Raw genomic sequence first — 13,276 nt, forward strand, 5'->3', positions numbered from 1 at the left:
GGCTCCGCGACGTGGCGAGCCACCGGCCGCCGGACCGCCGCCGGGCACCTGGGCGGCTCCGCGACGGGACGGGCCGCTCGCCTCGGGGTCACCCGGCGCGCCCTGCCCGGGAACCGCGGCAGACGCCGCGCCGCGCCCTGGAACAGCGTTCCCCGGAACGCTCGCCGCGCCGTTCCCGGGAACCCGCGCGGAGCCATTCCCGGGAACACTCGCCGGACCGTTTCCGGGAACGCTCCCGGGGCCATTTCCAGGAACACTCGCCGAACCGCTGCCCGGCGCCCGAGCCGCACCGGTCCCCGGACCACCCGGACCGGGCACCGCCGCGGCCCCCGCGGCGCCGACCCGCGCGGCACCGGCCACCGGCGCGCCGCCGCGCACCGGTCCAGCGCCGCGTGCCGGCCCGCCGCGCGGCCCAGGCGCCGGTGAGACCGGCCGGCCACGCATCCCACCTGCTCCAGCCGGGAAGCCCTGACTCTGCTCCGGCGAACCCATGCCCGCGGGGAAGCCCTGACTCCGCTGCGGATCCCCCGCGCCGGCCGGGAAGCCCTGGCTCCGCTCCGGGTGTCCGAGGCCGGCCCGGAACCCCTGGCTCCGCTCGGGATGCCCCTGGCCCGCAGGGAAGCCCTGGCTGTGTTCCGGACCACCCGTGCCGGCCGGGAAACCCTGACTCTGCTCCGGCGAACCCATGCCCGCCGGAAAGCCCTGACTCTGCTCCGGACGCCCCATACCAGCCGGAAAGCCCTGACTCTGCTCCGGACGCCCCATACCGGCCGGGAAGCCCTGACTCTGCTCCGGGCCGCCCATGCCGGCCCGGCCCGGCGCCTCGCCACGGGTGCCCTGGGGCTCACCGCGGCCGCGACGTCCCGGACCCGGCTGACCGGGCACCGAAACTCCACCAGCCTGGCCCGGAGCCACCGCACCGGTCTGCCCGCCGTCGGCGGCACGCCGATCCGCGGTGAAACCGTCCTCGTCCGGCTGCAACTGTCCGCCACGAGCCGGGGGACGCTGAATGACCCCGGAGGTACTCTCCGCCATCGCTCCGGCACGCCCGGGCACCGCCGGGGAACGTTTGCCCTGGCGCCCCGGAACCACCGGAGGCGCTACGGCCGCGGCCGCCCGGACCGGCCGCCCGTCACCGGGCCCGATCCGGCGCGGGCCGGGAACCCCAGGCGCCCCTTGCCCAGGAATGCCGGTTCCGCCCTGCCCGGGAACGCCCTGCCCGGGAACGCCCTGCATGCCCCCTTGCCCGGGAACAGCCTGCCCAGGAATGCCCTGCCTGCCGTGGCCGGGAGCGCCCTGCCTGCCGTGCCCGGGAACAGCTTGCCCAGGAACAGCTTGCCCAGGAACGGTCTGCCTGCCCTGCCCCGGAACACCTGCGGAACCAGCGGCATCGGGGGCCTCGTGCCGCCCGGCACCCTGTTCCCGCTGACCAGGTGCCCCCCGGCGGCCGGCGGCACCCTCAGCACCCCCGGCCGGCAGCCCGAACCGGCCCTCCGGAACGGCATGCGCCCCCTGAGCGTGCGCCCCGGACGTCGGCCGCGCGGAACCACCGCGCATGCCGTCCGGAGCGGCATGCGAACCGGGCGCCGAGTGCGCCGGCCCCCCGGACGCCGCATGCGAGGCGGGCGCCCCGGAGACCGGCCGCGGCCCCCGGCCACCGTAGACGCCGGCGGCCGCCGCGGCATGGGACCCGGGTCCACCGCCGTAGGCGCCATCCGGCGCGGAGTGCGAGCCCGCGGCCGTGCCACCGTGGGCGCCCGCCGGGCCGCTCTCCCCTTCGGCACGAGCGCGGCGGCCACGGCTGGTCCGATCCTCGGACTCGGCCGGGAAACCACCCCGCGAACGGCGTCCACCGTCCTCGTCCCCGCCCGGGACCGGCCCGGTCTGGTACACGCTTGGCGGCACGGCGTCACCCGGGAAGCCGGCGCCGCCAGGCGGAACCGGCCCGGTCTGATAGACCGCGGGCGGAATCGGCCCGGACGGCTCCGCGTCCACCCGCGCCGACGCGGCGTCGGCCCGGAAGCGATCACGGGCCGGCGCGGCCGGAGAAGTCGGGCGCACTCCGGGCGAGACCGGGCGCACCCCGGAAGCCACACCCCGGGGATCGGGACCCCCGGGTCGCCCGCCGGGAGTCTCGGGAGCGTTGCCGGACCGCGGCACAACCGGCGGCGTCTGCGGCCCGGACCCACCCGGACCACCGGCGCCCGGGCCGCCCGGACCACGCCGGTCAGGAGCAACCACACCCGGCGGAACGTGACCTGGAGGAACCGCGCCCGGCGGAATCTGGCCGGGGGCAACCGCGCCCGGCGGAACCTGGCCGGGACGGCCGGGCTGCCCACCCGGCGGCATCTGCGGCCGGCCGCCAGGCGCACCGCGCTTCCCAGGCGGAACAGCCCCCGGCGGCACCTGCCCCTGCGGCCCCGGTCGGCCACCCGGCGAAGCCTGACCCGGCATCGGCCCTGGCGGAATCTGTCCGGCGGGCCCGCCGCGCTGGCCGGGACCGACCGGCCCCGGCCGCTGCCCGGGCGGAACCGGTCCGGCCCCGGGATCGACCGGCACAGCCGCGGCGCCAGCCGGTCCACCGGGCCGCTGCCCGGGAGCCGGCGCCACGCCCGGACGCTGTCCAGGAGCCGCAGCCGAGCCGGGCCGCTGCCCCGGACCCGCAGCCGCGCCACCGGGCCGCCCGGCCGCATACTCCCCGGAGGCCGCCTGCCATCCGGGCGCCGGGCCACCGGCCGGACCGTCCCCGGCGGGCTCGTCGAAGCCACCGCCGAAGACCGGCCCGTCGTCGTCGACCGGCTCGTCCGGGCCGGGCGCCAGCCGGCCGGACTTGCTGGTCCGCGCCTCGCCGGGAACCGTGCCGGGGCCGATCGCGCCGCCCCGCTGCTTGGCGGTCTTCAGGTCGTCGAGCCAGCCGGTCTCCTCGCGCGGGATCTCGACCGGCTCGGCCGGCTGCGGCTCGGCGCGGCCACGCCCGAAGCGGCGGCCTTTCTTGCCGCCGCCCTGCCCGGCGTCGTCGTCGGGCCGTTCGGCACCGCGCGGTGTCACGGCTGTTCCTTCCCGGCGGCGTCGCCGCTCACGTCTGACCGTTTCTCGTCACTGCCGGCATCCGGCCCGGCCGCTGCCGGACCCGACCCCGTCTCCGTCCCCAACGGGTCCGCCGCCCCGCCCGGTTCGGCCACCTCGACAACGCCACCCGCCGGACCGGACGCCGCCGGCACCTCCGCACCGACGGAACCGGAAGTCGCGGACACATCCGCGCCCGCCCGGCCGGAGCCCGCCGGCACCTCGGCACCGACCGGCCCGGAGTCGGCCGGCAGCTCCGCACCGGCTGCCGCAGCGGCCACCGGCGAACCCGCGGCCGCCGAAACGGAAGCCGCCGAAGACTGTGACGCATCCGGAGCCGGAGCACCACCCGCCGCGCGGCCGGCGCTTCCCGCCGAAGCGCCACGGGCCCCGAGCCCCCGCACGATTCGGCGCAGGCGCGGCACCCGCTCGCCGACGGCGCGCTCGGCCCCGTGTTCGGTCGGCCGATAGTAGTCGGTGCCGACCAGATCATCCGGAACGTACTGCTGCCGCACGACACCCCGCGAGTCGTCGTGGGGGTACCGGTAACCGCGACCGTGGCCGAGACCACGCGCGCCGGAGTAGTGCGCGTCGCGTAGGTGCACCGGCACCGCCCCACCCCGGCCGGCCCGCACGTCGGCAAGCGCCGCGCCGATCGCCGTGGTGACGCTGTTCGACTTGGGCGCGGTGGCCATGTGCACGACCGCCTGGGCCAGGTTGAGCTGCGCCTCGGGCAGGCCGATCAGTTGTACGGCCTGGGCCGCCGCCGTCGCCACCAGCAGCGCCTGCGGGTCGGCCATCCCGACGTCCTCGCTCGCGAAGATCACGATCCGCCGGGCGATGAACCGCGGGTCCTCGCCGGCCACCAGCATCCGGGCCAGCCAGTGCAGCGCCGCGTCCGGGTCGCTGCCGCGCATGCTCTTGATGAACGCGCTGATCACGTCGTAGTGGGCGTCGCCGTCCCGGTCGTACCGCACGGCCGCGACGTCGACCGCGCGCTCGGCGGTGGCCAGGTCGATCTCCGTGGCGCCCTGCGCCGTCGCGGAACTCGCCGCCGCCTCCAGGGCGGTCAGCGCCTTCCGCACGTCGCCGGACGCCAGCCGTACCAAATGGTCCTCGGCCGCATCGGACAGCGTGACCGCGCCGCCCAGCCCGCGCTGATCGGTGATCGCGCGCCGGATCAACCGGCGCACGTCCTCCTCGCCGAGGGCCTGCAGGGTGAGCAGCACACAGCGGGAGAGCAGGGGCGAGATCACCGAGAAGTACGGGTTCTCCGTGGTCGCCGCGAGCAGCGTGACCGTCCGGTCCTCGACCGCGGCGAGCAGCGAGTCCTGCTGGGTCTTGCTGAAGCGGTGCACCTCGTCGATGAACAGGACGGTCGGCGGCCCACCGGCGCGGCGCTCCCGGCGCGCCGTGTCGATCACCGCGCGCACGTCCTTCACCCCGGCGGTGAGCGCGGACATCGCCACGAACTTGCGGTCGGTGGCGTGCGCGACCAGGTGCGCGATGGTCGTCTTGCCGGTGCCGGGCGGCCCCCAGAGGATCACCGACATCGGGCTGGAACCGGTCACCAACTGCCGTAACGGCGCGCCCGGGGCGAGCAGATGCTCCTGGCCGACCAACTCGTCGATGCCGGCCGGGCGCATCCGCACGGGCAGCGGCGCGTCGGCCGCGGGGGCGCCGAAGCCGGCGGCCGGGACCGGCGCCGGACCCGGCGGCGACAGGTCCGGCTGCGCGAGGGAGAAGAGCCCGTCCGTTTCCATCGCAACCGACAGTACCGGCCTGGCGGGGCCGATCCGAAATGCGATCGGAGCACCTGTGGACACGCTCCCGGCCCGCGAACGCACAGCTACTGAGCGTGCGTACGCGGGCCGGGGAAGAGCGCGGAAACTCAGCCGCGGCCCGGACGGCGGCCGTAGAAGCGGCGGCCACTTCCCGTCCCGGTGGCGGGGCCGCGGCCGACACCCGCCAGGTACAGCGCGATCAACAGCAGGCCGAGCGAGGCCATGGTCTCGAAGTTGATCAGATCGGGCGCTCCGAAGTCGCTGTTCAGCAGGTCGGAGAGCAGGTAGATACCGAAAACGACAGCCGCTGCGATAGCGAGCATCAGGATCCTCCGGGGGTGAGAGCCGATGCCGGGCTGATACCCGTGTCGATGGGTTCCCGAAACTCGGGCTTCACCAGATAGAGCGGCGCCGCTACCGCCAGTACCACCGCACCGACCACGATCGCCGAACTGACGCTCACGCTCTGTGCGAGCGTGGTCAACAGGACCGCGCCGATCGCGAACCCGGGTTGCCCCACCATCGAGTTGAGCGAGAGCAGACTCGTCCGGTACTCCCCCTCCGCCTGCCGGTGCAGCAGTCCCATGTGCACCGGGCTGGACGCGCCGTGCACCGCGTAGGTGAGCAGGAACCCGGTGATCACCCCGGCCGGGCCGGCCAGCAGTCCCATCCCGACGATCGTCAGGCCCAGCAGGATCCGCAGCACGAACCCGGTCCACGGCGCGCCGATCCGCCGGACGAGCACCGGGATCAGGGCGGCGCCGGCCGCCGAGGCGGCCCATCCCGCCGAGCTGACCGGGCCCATCAGGGCGGCGGCCCCCTCCTTGTCGGCGAGGACCTCGCTGAGCCGGACCGGCATCAGCTTCTCGAACGTCACCATGCCGAAGCTCCACAACACCTCCACCATGATCAGCGCGAAGACCACCCGGGACCGCCGGGCCAGCCGCAACGCGGAGCCGATCGCCACCGGCACGCCCCGGACCGAGGCGGCCCAGGCCGTCATTCCACGAGCTGGGCGCTCCTCGGTCATCAGCAGCGCCACGGCCACCGTGCTGAGCAGGCTCAGAGCAAGAGCGACGATCAGCGGTACGGTCAGCGCGCTCAGCGGCCCGATCGGCCCGAGCCAGATCAGGCCGCCGCTGAGCAGGGCGCCGATGGCGATGGCGAGGCTGAGCGCGACCGAGCTGTGGCTCAGGCCGGTCTCGATGTCCGCCTCCTTGTCGGCGGCCAGCGCCTCGTCGACGAACCAGGAGTCGAGCGGCCCGCTGTCCAACGCGCGGAAGATCCCCTGCAGGAACCAGGCCACGGCGAACAGGGTGACCGAATCGGCGAGGCTCATCACGGTGAGCGAGACCAGGTTGACCGCGCCGGCGATCAGCAGCACCGGCCGGCGGCCGAGCGCGTCGGCGAGACCGCCGGTGGGCAGCTCCAGGACCAGGACGGTGACGCCCTGGACCGCGGCGACCAGACCGGCTTGGGCGATGGTGAGCCCCCGGTCCAGCGGGAGCAGGGTGGTCAGCGGGATGGTGAGGCCGACCGGGAGCCAGCGAAGAGAGATCAGGAGAAGATAGCGATGCCGGATCCGGCGTACGGTCATGGCGGTCACCGGTCCTCTCCTTTCTCCGGGACGCCGTCGATGCGCGGCAGGGCGGACACGTACACGGCGACGGACCGCGTGTCGGGCCGGGGATCGTCCAGGCCGGCCCGCCGGTACCGCTCGATCACCTCCTCGATCTCGCGCATCATGGCCTGCGTCTGCTCCGAGCCGAGCCGGAGCATGTAGTCGGAGATCTCCGTGGTGTCCTGCCAGGCCGCCGATTCCCCGGGCAGCGCGCGGCGCCAGTTCTCCGCGAGCTCGGCGAAACGGCTGACCTGCTGGGCCTGCAGCCACTCGGCGGCCGCGGTGGCCTCCGGGTCGCCCTCGTAGTAACTGCGCCGGAAGCTGGACATGTCGTGCGCCGCCCGCCACCAGCGCTGCCGCCCCGAGCCGGCCCGCTGTTGTTCGACGACCAGTCCCGCCTCGGCGAGCTGCCGCAGGTGATAGCTGGTCGCGCCGGTGTTGGTGCCCAGGTCGGCGGCGAGCCTGGTGGCCGTGGCCGGACCGCTGAGACGCAGCTGGCCGAGCAGCCGCAGCCGCAATGGCTGGGCGAGCGCGCGGATCTGCGCGTTGTTGAGGTGTACCTGCCTGAGATCGTCCGCCATGCATACACAGTATCCGTGCACAGAAATTGTGCAAAGATATTGTGCATGGTCGGCACGGATCCCCACCGACCTGGACTTCACCGGGGGTTGAAATAAACAAAGGTTGAGGTTGCAGGCTTGTGAACATGGGAAACGACACGCTTGACGAAGCACTCCTCCGCCTTCACCGAACCGGTCCGGAGTTCGACGGCTGGCTCTCCAACCACGGGCCGATGGCCACCGAGGCACTGGTCCGCAACGGGCACGCGGACGACGTGCCCCGGTGGGTCGACGGTTACCTGGACCGCCTCGAAGAAGTGCCGCGCGGCATCGCGCCGATCGCCGCCGACCAGTGGCGCGAATCGCTCGGGGACGCCCGGCGCACCGGGGACTGGCTGGTCTTCTTCGACCGGGAGACGCGGTCGGCGCCGTGGCGGGAGGTGCTCGCGCGGTGGTGGCCGCGGCTGCTGCCGGGAATCGCCGCCGGGGCGACGCACGGGGTGATCCGGGTCGGTCATGCGGTGCGGGTGCTGCTGGAGGAGGAGACCCCGGCACGGGTGGCCGAGCTGGGGCAGGGACTCGCGTACTGGGCGGCACGCTGGCAGCCGATCGCGCCGGCCGGGCGCGGGCCGTACCCCAGCGCCGACCCGCGGCACGCCCTGGACGCCGTCCCACGCGTGCCGGATCAGCGGGCGGGCGTCCGCGACCGGCTCGCTCAACTCGCCGACCTGTCCGCCTGGCCGCAAGCGGCCGGCGCGGTGCCCGCCGAGAATCTCCCAGCGGCCGACCAGCTCCGCGCGATTGTCGCGGCCGCTGCTCGGAGACACCTCGATTACGGGTACGGCAGCCCGGTCATGCTGGTCCACGCCACCACCGCACCCGCGGCGGTCCTACGCGCCCTCCCCGCGCTGCCGCCCGCACTGGCGGCCCCGAGCGTCGCCGCCGCGTGGGCCGCGACCGCCGCCATCACCGCGGCCTACTCCCCGGCCACCCCGGACCCGGCCCACTCCCCGGACGCCGGCCCCCGGCAGGCGCCGACCAGGTCCGGCTCATCCAACGTCGGCCCCGGGCAAGCGCCGATTAAGCCCGGCTCACCCGGCCCCGGCCTCCGGCAAGCGCCGACCAAGCCCGGCTCACCCGGCCCCTGGGAGGCGCGGAACGCGCCCGGCCGGCCCGCCGGCCCCTCGTCATCCTCCGACCCCGACAGGGACTCCGCCCCGGCGCTCGACCCCGGCGAGGTCTTCGAGCGCGCCGTGTTCTCGGGCGACGAGCACGCCATCAAGTTCGCGGACGCCGCCGTCGAGTCGTGGCGCCTCAACGGCGATCCCGTCCTGTTGCGGGCGGCCGTGCACGCGACGGACCTGATCGGGCCCGTCTGATCTCCCGGACCGCCCACCACGGCCGGCGGTCGCCGGGCGGCCTCGCGCCGGGACCACGGCGCGAGACCGCCACGGGACGGGACTGCTGCGCCTGTCGAGTTTCTCAGCTCGGACGAAATCAGGCTTTTGGATCAGTCGGCCAGCTTGAAGAGCAGCACCGTCTCCCATTTGTGCATGTCTGGTTGTTCGGCGGGGTTGGTCATCAGGATCTCCAGGCGGGCAGTCCACCTCTCACCGGTCGGTGTCGGCGTCATGTCCCAGGTGAGGCCCTTGCGCTGGGCCCAGTCGAGCAGCCGCGCGGTGATCACCATCAACTGGTCGGGGTGACCGACGTGGCTGACCGTGGCATACCGGCCGGCGGGCAGCGTGTCCATGAAGTCCGGTGGCTCGACCGCGACCCGGCCGGAGACCGGGATGCCTGCCTCGACGACCATCTCCGCCGCCATGTCGATCATGCGGTAGCGGAAGAACGGCGCCCCGGTCACCTGGATCCCCCGCTGCGCGAGGCCGGAGAACATGGTGGGCAGGTGGTCGGCGACGCGCGCGAACTCGGTCATGGTGATCGATTCGCGACGGCCGACGTACAGCTGCTCGGCGCATTGGACGATGGTCGGCTCCACGCGGACCAGTCTCACAGGATCGGCGCGTCCCCGCACGCCCGCCTCACCGCACCTGTGGACAACCGCCGCCTGTGGACAACGAACGGCCCCGGCCCGGGATCGTGGGATCCTGGACCGGGGCCGCTTCGGACGTCAGTTCGAGCGCTCGACCGGGAGCGCCTGCCCGTCGGTGCCAGGCGTGCCGGTCGTCGCCTTCGGCTTGGCGTCGACGCCGGCCTCCAGTCGCTGCTGCGCGGTGATCGGCGTGGGCGCGCCGGTCAGCGGGTCGAAGCCACCACGGCTCTTGGGGAAGGAGATGACCTCACGGATGGAGTCGAAACCACCGAGCAGCATGCACGTCCGGTCCCAGCCGAGCGCGATGCCGGCGTGCGGCGGCGGGCCGTACTTGAAGGCCTCGAGCAGGAAGCCGAACTTGTCCTGTGCCTCCTCCGGGGTGATGCCGAGCAGGTCGAAGACCCGGCTCTGCACGTCACCGCGGTGGATACGGACGCTGCCTCCGCCGATCTCGTTGCCGTTGCACACGATGTCGTACGCGTATGCGAGGGCCTGGTCGGGCGCCTCCTCGAAGCGGTCCAGCCACTCGTCGTTCGGCGAGGTGAAGGGGTGGTGCACCGCGGTCCAGCCGCCCTCGTCGGTCTTCTCGAACATCGGCGCGTCCACCACCCAGCAGAACGCCCAGGCATCCTCGTCGATCAGCTTCGCTCGCTTGGCGATCTCGATCCGGGCCGCGCCGAGCAACTCCTGCGCCTCCCGCCGGTCGGTGCCGGCGGCGAAGAAGATCGCGTCGCCGGGCTTGGCGCCGACCGCGTCGGCCAGGCCCGACATGTGCGCGGCCGACAGGTTCTTCGCGACCGGGCCACGAGGCTCGCCGGTCTCCGCGTCCAGGACGACGTAGGCCAGGCCGCGGGCGCCCCGGGCCTTCGCCCAGTCCTGCCAGCCGTCCAGCTCCTTGCGGGTCTGCGCGGCGCCGCCCGGCATGACCACCGCGCCGACGTAGCCACCGGCGTCGATCGCTGCGGCGAACACCCGGAACTCGGTGCCGCGCAGGTAGTCGGTCAGCTCGACCAGCTCGACGCCGTACCGCAGGTCGGGCTTGTCGGAGCCGTAGCGGTTCATCGCGTCGGTCCAGGTGATCCGCGGGATCGGCAGCGGGACCTGGTAGCCGGCCAGCTCGCTCCAGAGCTTGGAGACGATCTCCTCGCCCAGCTCGATGACGTCGTCCTGCGTCACGAACGACATCTCGATGTCGAGCTGGGTGAACTCGGGCTGCCGGTCGGCGCGGAAGTCCTCGTCGCGGTAGCAGCGGGCGATCTGGTAGTAGCGCTCCATGCCGGCCACCATCAGCAGCTGCTTGAACAGCTGCGGCGACTGGGGCAGCGCATACCAGGTGCCGGGCTGCAGGCGGACCGGGACCAGGAAGTCACGGGCGCCCTCGGGCGTCGACCGGGTCAGGGTCGGCGTCTCGATCTCGTTGAAGTCGCGGGCGTGCAGCACCTCGCGGGCGATCTGGTTGGCGCGGCTGCGCAGGCGCAGCGCCTTCGCCGGGCCGGAGCGGCGCAGGTCGAGGTAGCGGTACTTCAGGCGGATGTCGTCGGACGCGGTGATCGTGTCGTCGATCGGCAGCGGCAGTGGGGCGGCCTCGGACAGCACGGTCAGCTCGCTGGCGACGACCTCGATCGCGCCGGTGGCGAGCTCCGGGTTCTCGTTGCCCTCGGGGCGGGCGTTGACCTGACCGACGACCTTCACGCAGAACTCGTTGCGCAGCGCGTGCGCGTCCTCCTCGCGGAAGACCACCTGCACCACGCCGGAGCCGTCCCGCAGGTCGACGAAGATGACACCGCCGTGGTCACGCCGGCGGGCCACCCAACCGGCGAGAGTCACCGTCGTGCCGGCATCCGTCGCACGCAGGCTGCCGGCCTCATGGGTCCTGATCACGGAAACGTCTCCTTATCGAGTTTCGCGGGGCGCACCCGACATTCTGTCAGGAGCGCCCCGCGCCGCGTGTCACGGGCCGGTTCACCGCCTCTTTCACCGGCTCGTGTTCCCGGTCGCCGGGCGGCTCCCGATCAGGTCCCGGCCGTTCTCCGGCGGATCACAGCTGATCGCCGGGCGGCTTGCGCTCTCACTTCGGCGGCCTTGCGGTCATCGTGGGCCGGTTCGCTCGCGGCCGAACCGCTCACCGGACAGCCGTTCCTCAAGGACCCCCGGCCGAATCGCTCACCCGCCGGCACATCCCCTGACCGCTTCTACTCGGCGAACAACCAGGAAGTCGCGCGCAGGCCGGCGGTGCCGGTCACTCCGACGTCGGTGATCTCCACGAGAACCAGCTTGGCCGGCTCGGCCGCGGTCAGCACACACAGCGCGGCGCCCTTCTTGACCGCCACCTCGGCCCCCGGGCCGAGCGGTCCGGTGCGGATCGCCCGCAGGCAGCCCTCGGCGTCCAGGTTCGCGTTGGGCGCGCTGCTGCCGGCGGTGGCGCCGGCCGCGAGGGAGAGCCGGGCCGGCACGGCGCCGCACTTGCTGTCGTACCGCAGGTCGGCGACCTGCCCGGAAACCCCGGCGCGAGGTTCGTCGAGGTCGAGGTAGACCAGCGCGGAGCAGCCGATGCGGATGTCCAGGGCTTCTTTGGCGTACGTCACGGGCCGCCCCGCGTCCGCCTCGGCGGGCCGCGATGGCGGAGTGCTCCGGAGCCGGTAGAGCAGGAAGCCGGCGACCCCTGACGCGCCGAGCGCCAACAGACTGATGACCAGCGCCGTCAGGGCAAGCTTGCGCCCATGCGGCTTGCGGGCCCGGGCACTGTCACGCTCCCGCCGGTCCGGTTCCCGGGAGAAGGCGCCCGTCGGGGCATCCGCCGGTGCGTCGCTCACCGAAGCGGGCAGGTCGACGGGCGACGAGGCAGTCACGGACGCCGGAGCACCCGTCGAAGGTGAGGCCACGGACGCCGGTGTGCCGGTAGCCGGCACACCCGCAGGCGCGGGCACACCCGCAGCCGTGCTCTCCGGCGGCACATCTGCGGCTGAAGGTGTCCGTACAGAGGGCCCACCCGCGGCCGCAGGCGTCTGCGCCGGCCGCATACCCGCGGCCGCGGGCGTGCCCACTGGTCGTGGCACGCTGCCCGGCGGCGGCACGGCCGACGGCGGCACTTCCACGGAAGGCGGCGGGTTCACGGGCACGGGCACGCTCGCCCCCGGCTGGTCCACGACCGGCCGGGGCTCACCCGGTTCATCGCCAACCCGCTGCGGCACCGGAACCTGATGCCGCACAAGCCGCGGCACCGGCGGCCGACCCGCCGCCGGTTGACCCGCCCGATCCCGCGGGGGCTGCTCACCCCGCGCCGCCGCAGCCTGCCCCGCCGGATGCCGTCCGGCCTGTTCCGGCCGATCCGGCCTCTGCGAGCCCGCATGAACCCCGAGCACCGCCTCGACGTCCGGAGAACTCCGCGCCCCCGCGGCAACCGGCGCCTTCCCAGCGAACCGGTCCCCCACGCCAACCCGTCGCTGCGAGATGAACCGTGTCCCCGGAGTTGTCCGCCCCTCCGGCCCAGCCGACGCCTCCGGAACCACCGGAGGATCCTCAGCCCGCCCCGCCCCGCCCCGCGAATCCACGGACCCAGCCCGGCCGGCTTGATCACCCTGTCCGCGGCGACTGGCATGAGCGTCGTAGCTGGCTGCACGAAATACCGGCATACAGGGCTCCGATGGCGAAGTAGGTAGAAACCTCCTCTGAAACCTAAAGACCCATGATCGCCAAGCAACATCCCCCGGCAAGGCGATTCACCCTCACTCATCGAAACTCGCGAACCACCTCGATCAGCCCGACGATGTGGTCGTTGAACTCCTCCAACTCCTCAGCCGGCACCCACAGCTCGAGAATCGTGTCCCCGCCCGCCTGCCGCACCGGGTACCGGGCCGCGAACGCCGCGTCCACCTCGAACCGCGTCACGAACCCGGCCCCCGAGGCGGGCACGTTCCAGTCCCGAGCGATCCGCACCGCGTAGTCCTCGTTCAGCACCGGATAGAAGATCGGCTGATCCGGCAGCCTCGGCGGCCACCGCCGCCACCCCGACGCCCGCACCAGGTCGAGCTCCGTCGGCCCGGTAGGCCGCCAGAGTGTCATCGTCTCCGTCATGCCGCGGAGTCTTCCAACATCAACTCGTCCCGTCGTCCTGTTTTCATCCCGTCCCGCTCCCCGGTCAAACGAACGTCCCGCCCCGCTCCAGATCCGGGAGCGGAGGCGGTCTCCGTGG

At 73.7% G+C, this 13,276-nt stretch carries 8 protein-coding genes and 1 pseudogene; 1 reads left to right on the forward strand and 8 read right to left on the reverse strand.

Annotated features, from left to right (window positions below; translation table 11 throughout):
• Positions 1-3,044: 3,044 nt before the first annotated feature.
• From Asi03nite_RS04940 to Asi03nite_RS04955, 4 genes are all read right to left on the reverse strand, one after another.
• A complete protein-coding gene (locus tag Asi03nite_RS04940) occupies positions 3,045-4,829 on the reverse strand; it encodes a replication-associated recombination protein A (protein ID WP_203677205.1) in 1,785 nt (594 codons plus the stop codon).
• Positions 4,830-4,957: 128 nt separating this feature from the next.
• Entirely contained in the window at positions 4,958-5,173 is a 216-nt protein-coding gene (locus Asi03nite_RS04945) for a hypothetical protein (protein ID WP_203677206.1), read from the reverse strand.
• A complete protein-coding gene (locus Asi03nite_RS04950; protein WP_203677417.1) occupies positions 5,173-6,447 on the reverse strand; it encodes an MFS transporter in 1,275 nt (424 codons plus the stop codon). Before Asi03nite_RS04950 ends, Asi03nite_RS04945 begins: the two co-directional genes overlap by 1 nt.
• A 5-nt stretch (positions 6,448-6,452) precedes the next feature.
• Entirely contained in the window at positions 6,453-7,052 is a 600-nt protein-coding gene (locus tag Asi03nite_RS04955; protein WP_203677207.1) for a winged helix-turn-helix domain-containing protein, read from the reverse strand.
• Between the two features lie 125 nt (positions 7,053-7,177).
• On the opposite strand from Asi03nite_RS04955, the pseudogene Asi03nite_RS04960 reads away from it, so the two are divergent.
• Positions 7,178-8,050: pseudogene (locus Asi03nite_RS04960) on the forward strand (questin oxidase family protein); the annotation flags it as partial.
• A 491-nt stretch (positions 8,051-8,541) separates the two neighbouring features.
• Here Asi03nite_RS04960 and Asi03nite_RS04965 read toward each other — a convergent pair.
• The 4 genes from Asi03nite_RS04965 to Asi03nite_RS04980 all read right to left on the reverse strand — a co-directional run bounded on the left by Asi03nite_RS04965 (position 8,542) and on the right by Asi03nite_RS04980 (position 13,158).
• Complete coding sequence (locus tag Asi03nite_RS04965) at positions 8,542-9,030, reverse strand: GyrI-like domain-containing protein (protein ID WP_239102393.1); 489 nt, start codon at positions 9,028-9,030, stop codon at positions 8,542-8,544.
• 132 nt (positions 9,031-9,162) lie between these two features.
• Positions 9,163-10,965, reverse strand: coding sequence for an aspartate--tRNA ligase (aspS, locus tag Asi03nite_RS04970; RefSeq protein WP_203677210.1), 1,803 nt, complete (start codon positions 10,963-10,965; stop codon positions 9,163-9,165).
• A 311-nt stretch (positions 10,966-11,276) separates the two neighbouring features.
• Positions 11,277-11,933 (reverse strand): hypothetical protein, encoded by a 657-nt coding sequence (locus tag Asi03nite_RS04975; RefSeq protein ID WP_203677211.1) that lies wholly within the window; start codon positions 11,931-11,933, stop codon positions 11,277-11,279.
• 880 nt (positions 11,934-12,813) lie between these two features.
• Positions 12,814-13,158 (reverse strand): hypothetical protein, encoded by a 345-nt coding sequence (locus tag Asi03nite_RS04980; protein WP_203677212.1) that lies wholly within the window; start codon positions 13,156-13,158, stop codon positions 12,814-12,816.
• Between the last annotated feature and the right edge of the window lie 118 nt (positions 13,159-13,276).

This window comes from Actinoplanes siamensis (assembly GCF_016862395.1).
GTDB classification, from domain to species: Bacteria; Actinomycetota; Actinomycetes; order Mycobacteriales; family Micromonosporaceae; genus Actinoplanes; species Actinoplanes siamensis.